The sequence below is a fragment of the Idiomarina loihiensis genome (assembly GCF_024584785.1).
Classification (GTDB): domain Bacteria; phylum Pseudomonadota; class Gammaproteobacteria; order Enterobacterales; family Alteromonadaceae; genus Pseudidiomarina; species Pseudidiomarina fusca.
Window position 1 is genome coordinate 1,532,026 of record NZ_CP074112.1, and the last position, 17,427, is coordinate 1,549,452.

Sequence of the window (17,427 nt, forward strand, 5' to 3'; positions counted from 1 at the left end):
TTTTGACTTAACCTTGCCGCCCCACCAAGTTTTTAAGTTGCAACAACAAGGCACTGACGTTGCGCCCCATGCGCTCGCCTAGGTTTTTCTTAGTAACATAGCGCACCAAGAACATATCGTGACTATCACGATGCGCTAGCAACCAACCATCGCTAGTAGTTAACTCGTCAACTAAGCCATAATTTATAGCTTCTTGGGCAGTCCAATACTCGCCGGTAGCTACTTTTTCAATATCAATTTGCGGCCGATACTGACTAATATGGGCTTTGAATTGACGATGAATATTTTCTAATTCATCTTTAAATTTGTCGCGCCCAGCATCGGTATTCTCACCAAAAATAGTCAGGGTACGTTTGTATTCGCCAGCAGTGACTTGTTCAAAATCCACGTCATGCTTTTTTAGCCAACGATGAAAGTTCGGCATTTGCGCCAACACCCCAATCGAGCCAATGATAGCAAAGGGGGCTGCTTGAATCTTATGCGCAACGGCCGCCATCATATAACCACCGCTGGCCGCTACTTTGTCGACACTTACAATCACTTCAAGTTCCGCCTCACGCAGGCGCTGTAACTGGGCTGCGCCTAACCCGTAACCGTGCACCACTCCACCGCCACTTTCTAGGCGAACCAATACTTGTTCGCCCGGTTGCGCAACCGACACGATAGCGTTCACTTCACGCTTTAAAGAATCTACTTCTCGCGCATCCATAGAGCCATTAAAGTCAATCACAAATAAGCGCTTACGCGGCTCGCCGGCCTGCTGCTTGTGCTGCTTCTTTAAATCTTTCTTAACCTTTTTACGTTGCTTCTTATCTAACAGATCTAACTGCAATTGCTGCACGCCATCGCGTAAATCCTCCGACAACTTATCCACCAACAGTTGCCCTTTACGTGGCTTTTGCTTTTGTACGGCTTGGGCAATGGCGCCAATGATCAGCAATGCGACAAAGGCAATCACCGCCGCTTTGGCGACAAAACTAGCCACATCTAGTAAAAAATCCCACATGATTGTCATACTCCTTCAGATAACAAAAAGGCCGCTGAGTTGCAGCGGCCTTCGGCATAAACAGATGACGCTTATTGCTTAATCACAGACGGGTCTGTAATTGGCAATACGCTAGTACCGTTAGCAAACCAGAAAGCTGCTTGGGTTTGCATCTCTAAGGTTGCCTCAGCCGAAGCTGCTGGGCTAACGATAGAGCCGTGGTCACCGGCGGTAAAGCGCACCGCACCAGATACTGATGAACCATCGGCACCTACCGTGGTTTCAGTAATGGTAGCTAACTGGAGCGCACTGATCAGTGCTTCAGTACCAGCTAATGGCTTACCAGCAACTGTGTTAGGCACAACTTGGTCTGGTAATACATCACTACCGTTACCTACCACTTCAATCAAGTGAATTGGGCTTTCAGTAGCACGTACTGCCGCTGCGTAGTTAATTGGGTCGGCTGAATCAACCACTGTTTGTGCGGCAAAGGCAAACTGCTCAAACACACCGTTAATTTCAGCTTGCTCAGCTGCACTCAACTGTCCCCAGAAACCGTTATACACTTGAATTAACAAGCCTTGGAACTGTGGATCTGTTGGCGCAATACCAGCACCTTCTGCCGCTGCATTCACTGCCGCCGCAAAATCAGGACTTTGTGAATACAATAACTGGCTCTTAATCACTGGGCCAAAGCTCGGTGAACCTAACAAGAAGTTCGCGATACTCGCACCCGGTGCCATCAAGCTGCTGCCTTGTACTTCAAACCATGAAGAATAAGGGGCAAGGTCGCCGCTTAGCGGTGAATTAGCTAATGCCGTAAATGGTGTCCCAGTGATAGCACCTAGCGAGTGGCCAACAAAGTAAGCGTTTGTACCATCAATGCCTAGGTTGTTAGCATTTAAGCTTAAGCGTAAACCTAACATATCAGAGATCGATTGACGTAAGTTATCACGCGTAGTTAGCAAGCTACCCAAGTTCATGTACGCAGTTGCTGGGCCTTTGCCGCTGGTTGCGTTGATCGGACCGAAGCCACGATCACCATGCAGCGGATGGTCGATAGCTACGGTAGCAAAACCTGCTACGGCTAAGGTACCAGCAATCCCTAAAGCACTGCCTTTATCTGCGGTAATACCGTGTTGGAAAATCACTACTGGCCAACCGCCTTCTGGCATGGTCAACTCACCTAAACCTAAGGCTGCACGAACTGGAGCCGCCGCCGCTGGGTTAGGTACAGTCACTATCGCACCAATAGTTTGATTGCCTTGCACCGCAGGTACTGGGTTGTATTTGGTGACATGGCGCTCAGTATCTACGCCAGGGAAGTCCATGCTGGCAATGACTGCTGGGTCTGTTGCCAACAAACACTGTTGTACCCAAGCTGGGATGAAGGTACTAGCACCACCAGCTAACCATGCTGGATTGATACTAGGGGTGTTCATTGGGTCGATTGCACCGGCTTGAATAGCGCCTAAGACAGAAACACCGCTATCACATTTTGCCTGCCAGCGACCTTGCAGTGGCGCTTGTGGATTTTCAGCCGTGGGTAACGGTGAAAAATAAGGCAAGCTCACTTGCGCTTGATACATGTTAGCAGCAGTTGCGGCTAAGTAAGCTAGGCTCGTTGGATCAGGCTCCAACATACCATTGCTAACGAGGAAATCGGCAACGCTCACACCCAAAGGTGCGCCTAAAATGTTCGGGCTCGGCAAGCCTACTTGGGCAGACTGTGCAAACTGTGCCGCCATCATGGTTTTCACCATATGGAAGGCATCATCAGTAGACTGGGTGGTAAAACTTGACGCATAAATGATGCTGTCTTTATCCACACCAGCGGCCGCCAATGCGTTTTCATGGCTGTTAATCAAACCTTGCAAGCTCAGCGCAGAAGCATCCCCTGAGACAGGATCGGTTTCAACGTTGCGTTTCATCAAACCGTAAGTTTGTGACGGCTTCACTGAGCGGCCCAAGGAGTCGGTGATGTTATCGGTTAAAATAGCTAAATAACCGGTTTTTGGTTTCCATGGTTTTAGTGGAATCACGGCAACACCAGCCGGGCCGGTGGCACGTACGATATAATCCACGCCATAGGTTAATTCAGCAGCAACGGCACAGGTAGCAGCAGGGTTAGCAGCAGCACAGGTTTCGTTCACCGCAGTCCCGCCCATCACGGCTTCAAACATCCGCACCGCACCTGGCGCTTCTAGTGAGCTGCTATCCACGGTCACGTCATTGCCATTGGCATCTTTCGGTAACGAGAAGCTAAAGGTTAACGTGGAGTGAGTCCCCCAACCGTCCAAACCGTTGATAGCTACTTGCGGGTTACCACCATCGGTAGGATCTGCGACTGGGATATTTAACGTACCATCAACAGTACCACTTAATAAAATATTCGACGGCACCGGTACCTGCCCATTAGATGGGTCAAATACAGCGCGTGTTGCTGCTACTTGGTATTCTGTAACGACCGACTCTGGTGCGTCATCGCCACCACCGCAGCCAACTAAGCTGAGTGCGCTACCGATCGCTGTTACAAGCAAGAGTTTTTTCATGAGGCTTCCCCAATCCTTGTTCGTGTTGTTATGTATTGAGCACCTGCAGATGCTTTTTATTGGTCTTGCCTATCATCGCCTTTTTAAACTGGTACGACAAGACATATCAATTAACAAAATTTTATACACTGCTACGGCCAAACTTAAAAGTATTTTTAATATTATTCTATCCAGCTGCTGAGAATCATAGCAAAAAACAGTACACTTGCAGCTTTCTACATCAACATAAGTGTAAGCATAAAATGACTGCAATGCATAATTACTCGTTCAACAAAGATACTTTAGCAGGTAAAACCATTCTTGTGACCGGGGCTGGCGACGGCATTGGCCGTACTGCGGCAAAAACCTTTGCAAGCTGTGGTGCTACCGTTATTTTATTGGGCCGCACGGTCAAAAAACTTGAAGCTGTGTATGATGAGATTGTTGCCGCGGGTGGTCCAGAGCCCGCCATTGTGCCGTTGGATTTAAAAGGCGCCACAAAAACTCACTATCAGGGCTTAAATGCTACTATCGTTGAGCAATTTGGCAAATTAGATGGTTTGCTCCACAACGCTGGCGTCTTGGGTGTATTGTCGCCGTTTGAGCACATCGATCATGATTCTTGGAACGAGATCATGCAAATCAATGTCACCGCCCAATTCATGCTTACTCAAGCCTTGATGCCAGCGTTAAAACGCGCTGCACAGCCGAGCATTGTCTTTACTTCGTCGGGTGTTGGTCGCCAAGGCCGCGCGTTTTGGGGCCCTTATGCAGTGAGCAAATTTGCTACCGAAGGTTTAGCCCAAGTAATGGCCGATGAGTATGAAGGCACCCACGTTCGCGTTAATGTGATTAATCCGGGCGCAACGCGCACCACCATGCGCTCAAAAGCCTATCCGGCTGAAGATGCCAGCAAACTCAAAACTGCTGAGCAGTTAATGCCAACTTATGTTTACTTCATGGCCGACGATAGTATAGGTATCACCAACCAGTCGGTGAATGCTCAGTAACAACAGCACTAGCATGAGATAACTTTAAGCAATTTGCAGGAGATTCCTATGGCAACCCAGACCTTCCAGTTACAACTAAGTGGTATGAGTTGCGCCGGCTGCGCTCGTAGTATCGAACGTGCACTACAAGAGGTACCTGGGGTTACCTCGGTGAATGTTAACTTTGCTAATGAAGTAGCCGCAGTTACTAGCACCAACAACAACGCAGACGGGCTAGTAGCTGCGGTACAGCAAGCTGGGTATGATGCAGCCCTGATTGACCACCAAAGCGCAACTCCCGCAGCCGACCCACGACAGCGAGCACAGCGTCAGCAATGGTACAAGTTTGTTGCTGCCGCTCTGTTATCGGCGCCGCTGCTGTACACCATGGTGGGCCACTTTAGTTTTACTGCCGGCATCTATGTGCCGGCTTGGTTGATGAACCCGTGGGTACAGATGGCGCTGGCTACGCCCGTGCAGTTTATTATTGGCTGGCAGTTTTACAAGGGGAGTTACACCGCCCTGCGCGCCGGTGCTGCTAATATGGATGTGTTGGTCGCACTAGGTACCTCAGCTGCCTATTTTTACAGCGTCTACTTAGCGCTCACCGAAGGCGCTATGGCAGCTCATCAAGGGCTCTATTTTGAAACCAGTGCGGTACTTATCACGCTTATTTTACTCGGTAAATGGTTTGAAGCCCGTGCCAAAGGCCAATCTTCGGCAGCCATTAAGCAGTTGCTGCAACTACAACCTAAGCATGCCCTACGCCAGCAAGCCGATGGTTCAGCCAAGCTGACGCCCATTGCCGAACTGGTGGTCGGGGATATTATTCACATTAAACCCGGCCAACAGATTCCGGCTGACAGCGAAGTGATTGAAGGCACCACCAGCGTTGACGAAGCCATGCTTACCGGTGAAAGTGTGCCCGCCGACAAGCAACCCGGCGATACCTTGGTGGCCGGCTCTATTAACAAACAAGGCTTTGTTAAAGCTAAAGTCAGCAAGTTAGGAAAAGACTCGGCGCTGGCGCAAATCATCGCTATTGTCGAGCAAGCACAAAACTCCAAAGCGCCCATTCAACGGCTTGCCGATAAAGTGTCGGCCATCTTTGTACCTGTGGTCTTAGTTATTGCTTTAATGACGTTCTTGGTCTGGCTGTTATGGCTGGCACCGGGCGACTATCGCAGTGCCTTAGAGGCGACTGTCGCCGTGTTAGTGATTGCTTGCCCGTGCGCTCTGGGTTTGGCCACGCCAACATCGATTATGGCTGGCTCTGGCCGCGCCGCGCAAATGGGCATCTTGTTCAAGCAAAGTGATGTGTTAGAAATCACCCATAGTGTTACCACTGTGGTGCTGGACAAAACGGGCACTATCACCGCTGGCACCCCCACTCTTACGGATTTAGAAATCGATCTCAAAGGCATCCAAGAACTCACGCCAGAGCAGTTACGCGCCGCAGTGCAAGCGCTTGAAGTACAATCTGAGCACCCACTAGCGCAAGCGATTGCGACTGGTATTGAGGTTGATTCTAGCACCGCCAAGATGGTGCAATTAACAGATTTTACCGCCCATACCGGGCGCGGTGTATCAGCGCAAGTGCAACTTGTGCACACTGATACTGACGCTGAGCAACCATCAACCAGCCATCACTTACAGATTGGTAACTTGCGTTTAATGCGCGAGCACAATATTGAAAGTGACGCTTGGAGTGCGCGCCAACAAGAATTAGAAGAGCAAGGCAAAACTGCCATGTTAATTAGCTGGGATAAACAGCTGGTAGGTATTGTCGCCGTAGCAGATACCGTGCGCGAGCATGCAGCCGAGGCTATTGCAGCACTACAACAGCGCGGCTTAAAAGTGGTGATGTTAACCGGTGACAACCAACGCACCGCCGCTGCGATTGCGGCCCAAGTAGGAATCACCGAGGTCCGCGCTAATGTCTTACCTGAACACAAAGCTGCTGCCGTCGCTGAGTTGCAGCAACAGGGCGACATCGTGGCCATGGTGGGTGATGGTATTAATGATGCGCCGGCTTTGGCGACTGCTAACGTTGGCATTGCCATGGGCACAGGTACCGACGTTGCTCTAGAAACCGCGGATATTGCCCTGATGCGGGCCGATTTACGCTCGTTGCTACACGCCTTAGAGATTAGCGAAAAAACCGTGGGTAACATCCGACAAAACTTATTCTGGGCCTTTGCGTATAACACGTTAGGAATACCGATTGCGGCCTCTGGCCTACTCGCACCTTGGTTAGCAGGTGGCGCTATGGCGTTAAGTTCAGTCTCTGTCGTATTAAATGCGTTAAGGTTGCAAAAGTTACGATTGAACTCCTAACCCAGTTCCGTGCTATGGTAACCACTAACGTCTGATACCCGAGCACGAGTTGCTGCTAAGGTCAGCGACAATTGATGCTACAGAACAATAGGTTAAGTTATTCATGATGTTAAGCGCACTTACTTTGGCAGCAAGCCTGACCCTGATTCCCACGAAAGCTGACGTGAATTGGATTGGTGTTAGTGTTCCTAACCCTGATGTGATTTGGCTAAGCGGTTCGAACTCGCATATTGCTCGCAGTAGTGATGCTGGCGAGACCTGGGAGTATTTTCAGCCGGCCACCCAGAATCTCCAATTTCGTGATATTGAGGCCCTCGATGCCAACCATGCGTATGCGTTAAGCATTGGCAATAATGGCGATTCGCGTATCTATTACACCAGCAACGGTGGCCGTAATTGGCAATTGCGCTATCGCGCGGGCGGTAATCAATTTCTCAATTGTATGGCGCTATCCGCCACCAACGAAGCTTGGGTTTATGGTGACACGGTAGAAAACCGTTGGAACATGGTGCGCAGTGTAGACGGTCGCAACTGGCTTACCGCCAGCAACATGGTTGATACCCAACCGCTTTCCGATGAAGGTGGCCTAGCTGCAAGTGGTGGCTGTTTACGTCACAACAATGGCATTTGGGCGATTGGTACTGCCAACGGCAACACTGCCCGCTTGCTGGTTAAACGTAATTTTGGCATTCGCTTTAAAGCTATCGATACGCCGTTACCGGCAGGCCCTAGTGCTGGCATTGCCAGTGTTTGGCCGTTTAGCGAAAAGCATATCCTGTTGGCTGGCGGCAGCTTGAACCATGCCGATGCGAAACCACGCTTGGTAGAGTATAAAGACGACCAGTTTACCACCCTAATCGAGCCACCATTGAGCGGCGCCTTGTATAGCCTAACGGTGCGCAATGATGGCAGCATCCTGGTCACCAACCCCACCGGTGCGGCGTTACTCAATAGCAGCAGAGATGCTTGGCAGACCCTCGCCGAAGCCAATATTTGGAATAGCGCCTGCAGCACTAACAGCTGTTATCTGGTAGGAAAAGACGGCTACCTCGCAAAAGTTACTTTTGGCCAATAGCTTTTATCAAATAACTTTCACGCCAAAATTTTCACCCCAAAATGCCGGCTTTAGCACCGGCCAACTTAACTTTAGCTGGCCAGTAACAAGGCGGTGCCGCCATTTAGATGGCTGACTTGGCTAAACCCAAGCCGAGCCAGCACCCGAGCTGCCACAGCACTGCGATGCCCAGAGCGACAGACACAGACAATCGGCCGCTGCTGATAGCTTTCACGGTGCTCATAAATGAACTGCGCCAAACGCGTTAACGGCACGTTGATTACCTCGGCCGCTAAACCCAAGTCACTCACTGCAAATTCTTGCTGCTCACGTACATCAATCACCAAGGTATCGGGCTTGCTGAGCCACTCTTGCTGAGCTTCTAGATCAACATCCACTAACTCACAGTTAACGCAATGACCAGCTAATTCGCACCAGCGCTGAGTGATACGAAAATCATCATCGGCCCGGCTTAACAACAAGGTGTTGTCATGTACCATCGAGCGAATCAGTTCTGGCTGCTGAATGTCACCGATAAAGGCAAAGTCTACTTCTGCAGGAGCGTCCGTAGTAAGCGGCGAGCTTAACAAATACACCGGTTGGCGCGTGCCCACGCGAAACAGGCGGCGCTGTCCTACAGCTAAGCAGCCCTCTACCGTGGCGGCGCAGCCCAATGGCACATCACAGCCACCGTTGTATGCCTGCGGCCAACCCACGGCATCAAGGTCCGCTTGCGCTACCTCACAACTCAGTAATTGGGCTAACATCGCCGCGGGGCTATTAGCCGGCTGTGGCTCAGTGGTGAGCACCGCCTTCACACAATAATGCTGGCAAGCCACCAACCGTTCGATCCGCTCGGCTAATTCAGGCAAGGGGTCGATAACCACCATTTCTTTGGCGGCTTTATCAATCAATAAATAGCAGCACTGATTGCCAAACCTTAGTTGCACCACACCATCCAGATTAGAATCAATATCTTCACTGGTATCTGCAATCAATAAGCATGACTGGCGTAAGGCATGAGCCGCCGTTTGAATCCGCTCACACGCGGCCTTGATGGTGGCAGCTTCGGTGGCTGGCCCAAAGGATAATCGAATCGCTGAACATGAGCGCCAATCTTCAAGCCCCATGGCATCTAACACAAAGCTACGAGTGACACCTGAGCTGCAGGCCGAACCTGAACTGACTCGAATGTTAGCCGCATCAAATACATCCATGATGTCGCGTGATGCCATGCCACGTACCGAAAAATTAAGCGTGGTAGGCAGGCTCAAATCAAAATCGTGATTCAGCTCTAGGGTAGGAAAGGCCTGCTTTAACGCAGCTAATAATTGGTCCCGATACTCACAAAGGGTTGCGGTCGATTTAAAAACTTGCTGTTGATCGTTAAGCAATAACTCAAACAGCGCATGTAAAGCGGCAATGCCCGGTAGGTTCTCCGTTCCAGACCGCTGTCCTTGCTCTTGTCCACCACCAATAATCAGGGGCGTAAATGGCGCTGCTTGGCGCACGTATAAAAAGCCGATGCCTTTGGGGCCGTACAACTTGTGGCCACTAAAAGGAGCATAATCGATGCTGGTTTGTGCTAATTCTAGCTTTAACTTACCCAAGGCCTGCACGCAATCCACCATCCAAGGAATGGTTGGGTTATTGCTACGGATCACTTGTTCTAACTGGGCTAAATCTTGTTGTACACCAGTTTCGTTGTTGGCAGCCATGGTACAAATCATGTGGGCTGCGCCTACATGCTCGGCAATAAAGTCTAGATCTAACAGACCTTGACGGTTAACCGGAATAGCTTTGAGCTCGGCATTCAAACGTAAAATATTGTTCCAGTGCTCGAGCGCTTGCGGCACCGCTTTGTGCTCAGTAGCTCCGTACAAAAGCCAACAACGCTGACCATGATCGGTATTTCTAGCATGCGTAAGGGCCGATAACACCGCTGTTTGAATGCCTTCGGTAGCACCGCTGGTGAAAATAAAACGGCCAAGCCCTGCGCCAACTAGCTGGCGTCCTAGCCGGCGGGTACTATCGAGAATATAACGTGCTTGCAGCCCAGTGATATGACTACTGCTGGGGTTTCCAAAGACATGCTCCATCACGTGCCGAACGGCCTGAGCAATTTGCGGTAACACCGGCGTCGTTGCGTTGCAATCGAGGTAAATTTCTGCCGTTTTCGGCTTAATCTGAACCGGTGTTACCATGGTACTACTCCCTTAATTAGATTTTAAAACTTGCACCTTTACGAATCTATACGGTTATCTTGCCAAAGTTTTTCTTTGGCTGCACGTTTTGCGGCGGCCTTTTCTTCAGCAGCTATCTTGGCCTTGCGCTCGTCACAAGGGTCTTTGCAGTCACAAGCTTTATCCATACCTAAGGCAGAAATGCCACCACAACTTCCCGAAATGGTTTTACGCTGGGCAATAAACCCAACCGACATGGCTAACACCACTACTAGCATGATGCCGAATACTGCTAAAAACACTCCCATACTACCCCCTTCGGTTACTGCTGATACTGCTTAAATGCAGTACTGCTTTCTTCTTTAAAGCCTTCGGCCTCGCGGCTAATTAGTAACACCGCCAAGCCCTTTTGCTCGGCAAAGGCTAACGCTCGTTCTGGCCCCATCACCGTCAATGCAGTCGCATAGGCGTCGGCATCCATACTGGTGGGCGCTACCACGGTAACCGACACCAAATTATGTTGAATAGGATAGCCGGTACGCGGATCGATAATATGCGAATAACGCACACCATCTTCTTCGTAGTAATTACGATAATCACCAGAAGTTGCGATACCTGCATCGCCCGGCTCAATCACCCGTTGCACGCTGCGCTCAGAAGTGACCGGCTTTTCTATTGCAATGCGCCAAGGTTGATTACCTGGCTTAGTGCCACGCGTGCGCATCTCACCACCAATCTCAACGAGATAATTGGTGATTTCCATCTGCTCCAACAATACTGCGACGCGATCCACGCCATAGCCCTTGGCAATGGTCGATAAATCAATATAAATCTCGGGCTTAGCTTTACGTAACTGGTGGTTTTCAACATGAACATGCTGATACCCCACCTCCTCTAACATCGCTTGCAGCTCGGCCTCTGTGGGCTTACGCTCTGGCTTAGCCAGTGGCCCAAAGCCCCATAGATTAACTAATGGCCCGACCGTAACATCAAGTACGCCATCGGTTTCATTGGCAATTTCTAGCGCGCGTCGAATCACAGTTTCTAACGACCGCGAAATAACCACCGGCTCTGTCGTTTGACGGCTATTAAACAACGATAGTTCCGATTGCGGGTCGTAAGTCGACATCTGGCTGTTTACTTGCTCCAGCACCGCATCCACTCGTTGCTTCACTTGTTCAGGGCTATGCTGCGGATTCGCCGTAACATAAGAGATGTGATAGGTCGTCCCCATCGTCTTACCAGACACCGCCAATTGTTGCGGCGCATGGGTACAAGAAACGAAAAAGGCTAGCCCCACTAGGGCTAGCCAAACTCGTAGCATTGATGAACGGGTTGTTTTCATCAGGCTCTTTTCCACCTTTAAATCAGGCTATTAAAGGGGCTAAGCCAAGCTTAGCCACCAAAGTCATCCAATAGGATGTTTTCATCTTCTACGCCCAAATCTTTGAGCATTTTAATAACTGCTGCGTTCATCATCGGTGGTCCACACATGTAGAACTCACAATCTTCAGGCGCATCATGATCCTTCAGATAGTTTTCGTACAACACGTTATGGATAAAGCCGGTGTAACCTTCCCAGTTATCTTCTGGTTGTGGGTCAGACAAGGCCACATGCCATTCAAAGTTGTCGTTTTCACGCGCCAACATGTCGAAATCTTCCACGTAGAACATTTCTTTCTTAGAACGTGCACCGTACCAGAAAGTCATCTTACGGTCGGTTTTCAGACGACGTAATTGGTCAAAGATGTGTGAACGCATCGGCGCCATACCAGCACCACCACCAACAAACACCATTTCTGCTTTGGTGTCCTTAGCAAAGAATTCACCAAATGGACCAGAAATCGTTACTTTGTCGCCAGCTTTCAAGCTGAAAATGTACGATGACATTTTGCCTGGCGGTAAGCTCATATCACGTGGCGGAGGCGTAGCGATACGCACGTTCAACATGATAATGCCTTTCTCATCTGGGTAGTTCGCCATCGAGTAAGCACGAATGGTCTCTTCGTCAACTTTAGATTCTAAGTTAAAGAAGCCAAAGTGTTCCCAGTCACCACGGAATTTATCTTCAATCTCGAAGTCTTTAAATTTCACGTGATGCGGTGGACATTCGATCTGAATATAACCACCGGCGCGGAAAGGTACTTCTTCGCCTTCTGGCAACTGCACCACAAACTCTTTGATGAAGGTGGCTACGTTGTTGTTAGACTTAACCGTACAATCCCACTTGCGAATACCAAACACTTCTTCTGGAAGCTCGATTTTCATATCTTGCTTCACGTTTACCTGACACGATAAACGGCAGCCTTCACGAGCTTCTTTGCGGTTAATGTGATCACGTTCGGTAGGCAGAATATCACCGCCACCCTCTTTGATAATCACGCGGCATTGGCCACATGAACCACCACCACCACAAGCTGACGATACGAAGATACCAGCATTAGCTAAGGCGCCTAATAATTTAGTACCTGGCTGCGTGGTAATCTTCTTGTCTTCGTCATCATTAATTAAAATCTCGACATCACCCTGAGGCACTAATTTTGATTTGGCGACCATGATCACCGCCACTAAAATTAATACAATCAAGGTAAACATGCCTACGCCGAGCGCTATAAGTGTTAAATCTTGCCCTTGCATCGACTCGTACCTCTTGTTAATCCGTTGTTATCGTTACCGGTGCTTGTTACAGGGATACGCCAGAGAATGACATAAAGCCCAATCCAATCAGACCAACTGAAATAAAGGTAATACCTAAACCGCGTAAACCATCTGGTACATCGGCGTATTTCAGTTTCTCACGCACTGCTGCCAAGGCAACAATGGCAAGGGCCCAGCCGATACCGCTACCGATACCGTAAACCACACTTTCAGTGAAGTTATAATCACGCTCAACCATGAAGGACACACCACCAAAGATAGCGCAGTTCACGGTAATCAAAGGTAAGAAGATACCTAACGCGTTGTACAAAGCTGGTACGTATTTGTCTAATGCCATTTCCAAAATCTGTACCAACGCTGCAATAACGCCGATAAAGGTTAAGAAACGCAAGAAACTCAAGTCTGCATCAGGGAAACCAGCCCAATCTAACGCACCCGGCGCCAAAATGTTGTGGTAAACCAAGTTATTCACCGGTACTGAAATGCCCAGTACAACGATTACTGCAACGCCCAAACCAAAAGCTGTGGTTACTTTCTTTGATACTGCCAAGAAAGTACACATACCTAGGAAGAACGATAACGCTAAGTTTTCAACGAAAATCGATTTAATAAATAAACTGATATAAGCTTCCATGGTCTGCTCCTTATTCCTTCGGCTCTACTTGTTCGGTACGGAAGGTACGCAGTACCCAAATAAAACCACCGATAATAAAGAACGCACTTGGTGGCAATACCAACAAACCGATCGGCTGATACCAGCCGCCTTCAGAAGCTAGCTGCATGATCTGATAACCGAACAGGCTACCTGATCCGAACAGCTCACGAATAAAGCCCACGGTTAACAACACCACCGAGTAACCTAAGCCGTTACCAATACCGTCCAAGAACGATAAGCCTGGAGTACTCTTCATCGCATAGGCTTCAGCACGGCCCATAACGATACAGTTGGTAATAATCAAACCAACGAATACCGACAGTTCTTTGGCGATGCTGTAGGCGTAAGCACGCAGGATTTGGTCAACCACGATAACCAAGCTGGCAATGATCGTCATTTGCACAATAATCCGTACACTCGAAGGAATGTGGTTACGGATAATTGAGATAAACAAGTTAGAAAATGCCGTTACTAAGGTTAGTGCAATACACATAACCAAAGTATTTTCCATTTTTGACGTTACTGCCAACGCCGAGCAAATACCTAAGATTTGTAAGGCAATTGGGTTATTGGCAAAAATCGGTCCAAACAGAACCTCTTTGACTTCTTTTGCACTCGCCATTAGTTCAGCTCCCCTTTGCGAATTTTGTCAAATAGCGGGCCGTAAGCCTTGTCGCTAAACCAGAACTGCATGGTGTTTTCAACACCGTTGCTGGTTAAGGTTGCACCAGACAGTGCATCTACGTCATGAGCTTGGTCAGTCACGTTTTTCGTCACGTTAAGAGCAACCTCGCCGTCGGCGTAGATTTCTTTACCCTGCCAGCTGGCAGCCCAGTTTGGATTCTGGATTTCGCCACCTAACCCTGGAGTTTCAGTGTGCTCGTAGTAGTTGATACCTTTGATGGTGTTCATGTCAGGTGCCACTGCCATGAAGCCGTACATGGTACCCCACAAGCCGTAGCCGCGAACAAACACAACGACTGTCTCTAACTCGCCTTGGGCATCATTGATAAAATAGACTTTAGCTACATCTTCACGAGAACCGATACCAGCTTCGTCATCAGCTTTATCTAATTTAGTGCCCAAACCTGCTTTTTTAGCAGACGCGATAGGATCGTAGTCCGTGGCATTTTTGCCGTCTACAGATTCAACTTCTTCGAGCGTATTAAGGTTGAATAAACGCGTCTCTACGCGCTGCTCAAACAGCTCGATAACGTTAGTTTCTGGGGTTAATAAACCTGCAGCATCTAACACGTTACGTTGCATGTCTAGCGCAGCGTTCTTCTGTTGTAAAGGCTTCAAGCCAACCGCAGAACCTGCCACGATTATCGCGCACACTAAACAGAGGGCGATAACCACAAACAGCGTTTTGCCTAGTGATTCATTTTTATTAGCCATTGCGTGCCAGTCTCCGTTTAATGTTTGATTGAACAACAAAGTGGTCAAACAGCGGGGCAAATACGTTAGAGAATAAAATCGCTAACATAATACCTTCTGGATACGCAGGGTTTACCACTCGGATAAGTACCGTCATGGCACCAATTAAGAAGCCATAATAAAACTTACCTTTGTTGGTGAATGAGGCTGACACTGGGTCCGTTGCCATAAACATCATACCGAAGGCAAAACCACCTACCACCAGGTGCCAGTACCAAGGCATAGCAAACATCGGGTTGCTGTCACTGCCAATCACGTTGAACAATAATGACAACGCGACCATACCTACAAACACACCTGATACGATGCGCCATGAGGCAATACGGAAGTAAATCAGTGCTAAACCGCCAATCAGAATCATCAGGGTAGATACTTCGCCCATTGAACCTTGGATATTACCTAAGAAGGCATCCATCCATAAATCCATATTAGCAATGTAATCAGTGCCCTGAGTTGCTTGGCTTAGCAAAGTAGCGCCAGAGTAGCCGTCAACTGCAGTCCATACTTGCTCACCAGAGATAGACGCTGGGAAGGCAAAGTACAAGAATGCACGACCGGTTAAGGCTGGGTTCAAGAAGTTACGGCCAGTACCGCCAAACACTTCTTTACCAATCACCACACCAAAGGTAATACCTAAGGCTACTTGCCATAACGGCATGGTTGCGGGCAAGGTTAAGGCAAACAGAACTGACGTGACGAAGAAGCCTTCGTTGATTTCGTGCTTACGTACAGAAGCAAATAAAACTTCCCAGAAACCACCCACAATAAAGGTTGTCGCGTACACAGGTACAAAGAAGCAGGCGCCATAGAACAGTTTACCGGCCCAGCCAGCGGTAGCTAGATCACCACCTAAGGCAGTAAAAATACCTACTTGCCAGATATCAGCTAACTGATAACCGTCAGTTAAGGCTAATGCCGCTTGGTTACCGATGTTGTACATACCCCAGAACATCGCTGGGAAAGTCATCATCCACACCAAAATCATGATGCGTTTTAGGTCAACGCTATCTTTAACGTGGGTAATGCCTTTGGTCACTTTACCTGGCGTATAGAAAATAGTTGCCGCTGCTTCGTATAAGGCATAGAACTTCTCGTACTTGCCGCCTTTCTCGAAGTTTGGCTCAATTTTCTCAAGAAAATGTTTCAAGCCCATGATTAGCCCTCTTTCTCAATTTCGGTCAACATGTTACGTAACACCGGACCGTACTCATATTTGCCTGGGCAAACATAAGAACAGAGCGCTAAATCCTCTTCGTCGAGTTCTAAACAGCCTAACTTTTGCGCCTGTTCAGTATCGCCAGAGAGCAAGTCACGTAGCAAAATCGTTGGTAAAATATCAAGCGGCATCACGCGCTCATAGTTGCCGATTGGCACCATTGAACGATCTGAACCGTTGGTGGTAGTCGTCATCGCAAACAACTTTTTAGGTGACAAATGACCCAAGTATGCACGCGTAACTGAGTGTTGGTTTGAACCAGGCTTGATCCAACCAAAGAATTCTTTCTGATCACCCTCAGGCAACACACTCACTTGGGTATGGAAACGACCTAACCACTGATGAGCATCGTCAACTTTGTGACCGTTTAGTACTGAGCCAGAAATAATCCGGTTTTTACCCTGCGCCAACTCACCTTTGGTTAGTTCACGCAAGTTTGCGCCCATCCGAGTACGCAATAACCGAGGTTTTTTCGTACCAGGGCCGGCTAAAGCAACCACACGGTCGGTGTAAACCTGGCCGGTGGTGAATAATTTACCGTAGGCAATCACGTCTTGATAACCGATGTGCCAAACCTGCTTGGCCATAGATACCGGCTGTAAGAAATGAATATGAGTACCTACCAGACCAGCAGGATGCGGACCAGCAAAGGTCTCTAATTGAACCTTAGCATGACCCACATCAACTTTTGCATCAGCAGCTTTCGCCACAAACACCTTACCTTTGGTTAACGTGGTTAACAGGTTCAGACCGTCGATAAAGGCTTGTTGCTCTTGGCTGATGATTACAGCTGGGTCGGCCGCTAACGGATTGGTGTCCATCGCATTCACGAAGATCGCAGTAGGCTCTGCGTCTAGCTTCGGCGAACGACTAAAAGGTCGCGTACGTAAGGCTACCCATTGACCCGCATTGTTCAATTGCTCAACCACTTGGTCGCGCGGCAAACTAGCTAAGTCTTTACTGTCGTAGCTGGCAAACGTTTCTTGCTCATCACCGTCAATTTCAATAATAACGGCTTGTAACACACGTTTGGCGCCACGCATCACGTCTTTTACAACGCCAGCAGCTGGTGCAGTGAATTTAATTCCTGGGTTTTTCTTATCTTCGAAAAGTACCTGGCCTTTTTTGACGCGGTCCTCAACCTTAACCTGCATGGTTGGGCGCATCCCCACATACTCTTCACCCAGTACGGCAACGGTGGTGATGGCTTGACCATCATCAATAGCTTGTTGGGGCATTCCCGAGATTGGGATATTTAGCCCTTTTTTGATCGTAATCATACGCGTTTGCACTACTCGTTAGGGAAGATTAATCTCATTCCAGCCACGCCGTACGCATTTCTCCGCACGCCGCGACTGACCAAATTCTGTCCATTTTCACCT

Annotated in this window: 14 protein-coding genes; 3 read left to right on the forward strand and 11 right to left on the reverse strand. The window is 48.8% G+C overall.

The genetic code is table 11. The features are described from left to right. Positions 1 to 7: 7 nt before the first annotated feature. Both sohB and KGF88_RS07410 read right to left on the reverse strand, forming a co-directional pair. Positions 8 to 1,006 carry a protease SohB gene (gene sohB / locus KGF88_RS07405; protein WP_153825842.1) on the reverse strand — a complete coding sequence of 333 codons (999 nt, stop codon included), beginning with the start codon at positions 1,004 to 1,006 and terminating at the stop codon, positions 8 to 10. A 71-nt stretch (positions 1,007 to 1,077) separates the two neighbouring features. Beyond that, a complete protein-coding gene (locus KGF88_RS07410) occupies positions 1,078 to 3,537 on the reverse strand; it encodes a VolA/Pla-1 family phospholipase (protein ID WP_153825843.1) in 2,460 nt (819 codons plus the stop codon). A 251-nt stretch (positions 3,538 to 3,788) separates the two neighbouring features. On the opposite strand from KGF88_RS07410, the gene KGF88_RS07415 reads away from it, so the two are divergent. From KGF88_RS07415 to KGF88_RS07425, 3 genes are all read left to right on the forward strand, one after another. Continuing rightward, entirely contained in the window at positions 3,789 to 4,526 is a 738-nt protein-coding gene (locus tag KGF88_RS07415) for a YciK family oxidoreductase (protein ID WP_153825995.1), read from the forward strand. A gap of 48 nt (positions 4,527 to 4,574) precedes the next feature. Next, positions 4,575 to 6,842 (forward strand): heavy metal translocating P-type ATPase, encoded by a 2,268-nt coding sequence (locus tag KGF88_RS07420; protein WP_153825844.1) that lies wholly within the window; start codon positions 4,575 to 4,577, stop codon positions 6,840 to 6,842. A gap of 103 nt (positions 6,843 to 6,945) precedes the next feature. Then, the gene (locus KGF88_RS07425; protein ID WP_153825845.1) at positions 6,946 to 7,917 is read left to right on the forward strand and encodes a WD40/YVTN/BNR-like repeat-containing protein; all 972 of its coding nucleotides are present in this window, start codon (positions 6,946 to 6,948) and stop codon (positions 7,915 to 7,917) included. Between the two features lie 71 nt (positions 7,918 to 7,988). Here the strand turns inward: KGF88_RS07425 and KGF88_RS07430 are convergent, their stop codons facing one another. Genes KGF88_RS07430 through KGF88_RS07470 form a run of 9 tightly spaced genes read right to left on the reverse strand, consistent with a single transcriptional unit; the run spans position 7,989 to position 17,325 of the window. Beyond that, positions 7,989 to 10,100, reverse strand: a complete 2,112-nt coding sequence (locus tag KGF88_RS07430; protein ID WP_153825846.1) for an aminotransferase class V-fold PLP-dependent enzyme — start codon at positions 10,098 to 10,100, stop codon at positions 7,989 to 7,991. 38 nt (positions 10,101 to 10,138) lie between these two features. Next, positions 10,139 to 10,387, reverse strand: coding sequence for a (Na+)-NQR maturation NqrM (gene nqrM, locus KGF88_RS07435; RefSeq protein ID WP_153825847.1), 249 nt, complete (start codon positions 10,385 to 10,387; stop codon positions 10,139 to 10,141). 14 nt (positions 10,388 to 10,401) lie between these two features. Then, positions 10,402 to 11,424: an FAD:protein FMN transferase gene (locus KGF88_RS07440; protein ID WP_153825848.1), complete on the reverse strand. Its 1,023-nt coding sequence runs from the start codon at positions 11,422 to 11,424 to the stop codon at positions 10,402 to 10,404. Positions 11,425 to 11,474: 50 nt separating this feature from the next. After that, complete coding sequence (gene nqrF, locus KGF88_RS07445) at positions 11,475 to 12,716, reverse strand: NADH:ubiquinone reductase (Na(+)-transporting) subunit F (protein WP_153825849.1); 1,242 nt, start codon at positions 12,714 to 12,716, stop codon at positions 11,475 to 11,477. Between the two features lie 46 nt (positions 12,717 to 12,762). Beyond that, a complete protein-coding gene (gene nqrE / locus KGF88_RS07450; RefSeq protein WP_153825850.1) occupies positions 12,763 to 13,371 on the reverse strand; it encodes an NADH:ubiquinone reductase (Na(+)-transporting) subunit E in 609 nt (202 codons plus the stop codon). A gap of 10 nt (positions 13,372 to 13,381) precedes the next feature. Next, positions 13,382 to 14,014 (reverse strand): NADH:ubiquinone reductase (Na(+)-transporting) subunit D, encoded by a 633-nt coding sequence (locus KGF88_RS07455; RefSeq protein WP_153825851.1) that lies wholly within the window; start codon positions 14,012 to 14,014, stop codon positions 13,382 to 13,384. Continuing rightward, positions 14,014 to 14,790 (reverse strand): Na(+)-translocating NADH-quinone reductase subunit C, encoded by a 777-nt coding sequence (locus KGF88_RS07460; protein WP_153825852.1) that lies wholly within the window; start codon positions 14,788 to 14,790, stop codon positions 14,014 to 14,016. The genes KGF88_RS07455 and KGF88_RS07460 overlap by 1 nt, the downstream gene beginning before the upstream one ends. Further along, positions 14,783 to 15,982: an NADH:ubiquinone reductase (Na(+)-transporting) subunit B gene (locus KGF88_RS07465; RefSeq protein ID WP_153825853.1), complete on the reverse strand. Its 1,200-nt coding sequence runs from the start codon at positions 15,980 to 15,982 to the stop codon at positions 14,783 to 14,785. Before KGF88_RS07465 ends, KGF88_RS07460 begins: the two co-directional genes overlap by 8 nt. Before the next feature lie 2 nt (positions 15,983 to 15,984). Beyond that, positions 15,985 to 17,325 carry a Na(+)-translocating NADH-quinone reductase subunit A gene (locus KGF88_RS07470; protein WP_153825854.1) on the reverse strand — a complete coding sequence of 447 codons (1,341 nt, stop codon included), beginning with the start codon at positions 17,323 to 17,325 and terminating at the stop codon, positions 15,985 to 15,987. Positions 17,326 to 17,427: the final 102 nt, after the last annotated feature.

Bases quoted from the DNA above. Each gene is read 5' to 3' on its own strand.
- KGF88_RS07425 (WP_153825845.1), top strand. From the start codon at position 6,946: ATGATGTTAAGCGCACTTACTTTGGCAGCAAGCCTGACCCTGATTCCC.
- KGF88_RS07420 (WP_153825844.1), top strand. From the start codon at position 4,575: ATGGCAACCCAGACCTTCCAGTTACAACTAAGTGGTATGAGTTGCGCC.
- KGF88_RS07455 (WP_153825851.1), bottom strand. From the start codon at position 14,014: ATGGCGAGTGCAAAAGAAGTCAAAGAGGTTCTGTTTGGACCGATTTTT.
- nqrM (WP_153825847.1), bottom strand. From the start codon at position 10,387: ATGGGAGTGTTTTTAGCAGTATTCGGCATCATGCTAGTAGTGGTGTTA.
- sohB (WP_153825842.1), bottom strand. From the start codon at position 1,006: ATGTGGGATTTTTTACTAGATGTGGCTAGTTTTGTCGCCAAAGCGGCG.
- KGF88_RS07410 (WP_153825843.1), bottom strand. From the start codon at position 3,537: ATGAAAAAACTCTTGCTTGTAACAGCGATCGGTAGCGCACTCAGCTTA.
- nqrF (WP_153825849.1), bottom strand. From the start codon at position 12,716: ATGCAAGGGCAAGATTTAACACTTATAGCGCTCGGCGTAGGCATGTTT.
- KGF88_RS07440 (WP_153825848.1), bottom strand. From the start codon at position 11,424: ATGAAAACAACCCGTTCATCAATGCTACGAGTTTGGCTAGCCCTAGTG.
- KGF88_RS07430 (WP_153825846.1), bottom strand. From the start codon at position 10,100: ATGGTAACACCGGTTCAGATTAAGCCGAAAACGGCAGAAATTTACCTC.
- KGF88_RS07470 (WP_153825854.1), bottom strand. From the start codon at position 17,325: ATGATTACGATCAAAAAAGGGCTAAATATCCCAATCTCGGGAATGCCC.
- KGF88_RS07460 (WP_153825852.1), bottom strand. From the start codon at position 14,790: ATGGCTAATAAAAATGAATCACTAGGCAAAACGCTGTTTGTGGTTATC.
- nqrE (WP_153825850.1), bottom strand. From the start codon at position 13,371: ATGGAAGCTTATATCAGTTTATTTATTAAATCGATTTTCGTTGAAAAC.
- KGF88_RS07415 (WP_153825995.1), top strand. From the start codon at position 3,789: ATGCATAATTACTCGTTCAACAAAGATACTTTAGCAGGTAAAACCATT.
- KGF88_RS07465 (WP_153825853.1), bottom strand. From the start codon at position 15,982: ATGGGCTTGAAACATTTTCTTGAGAAAATTGAGCCAAACTTCGAGAAA.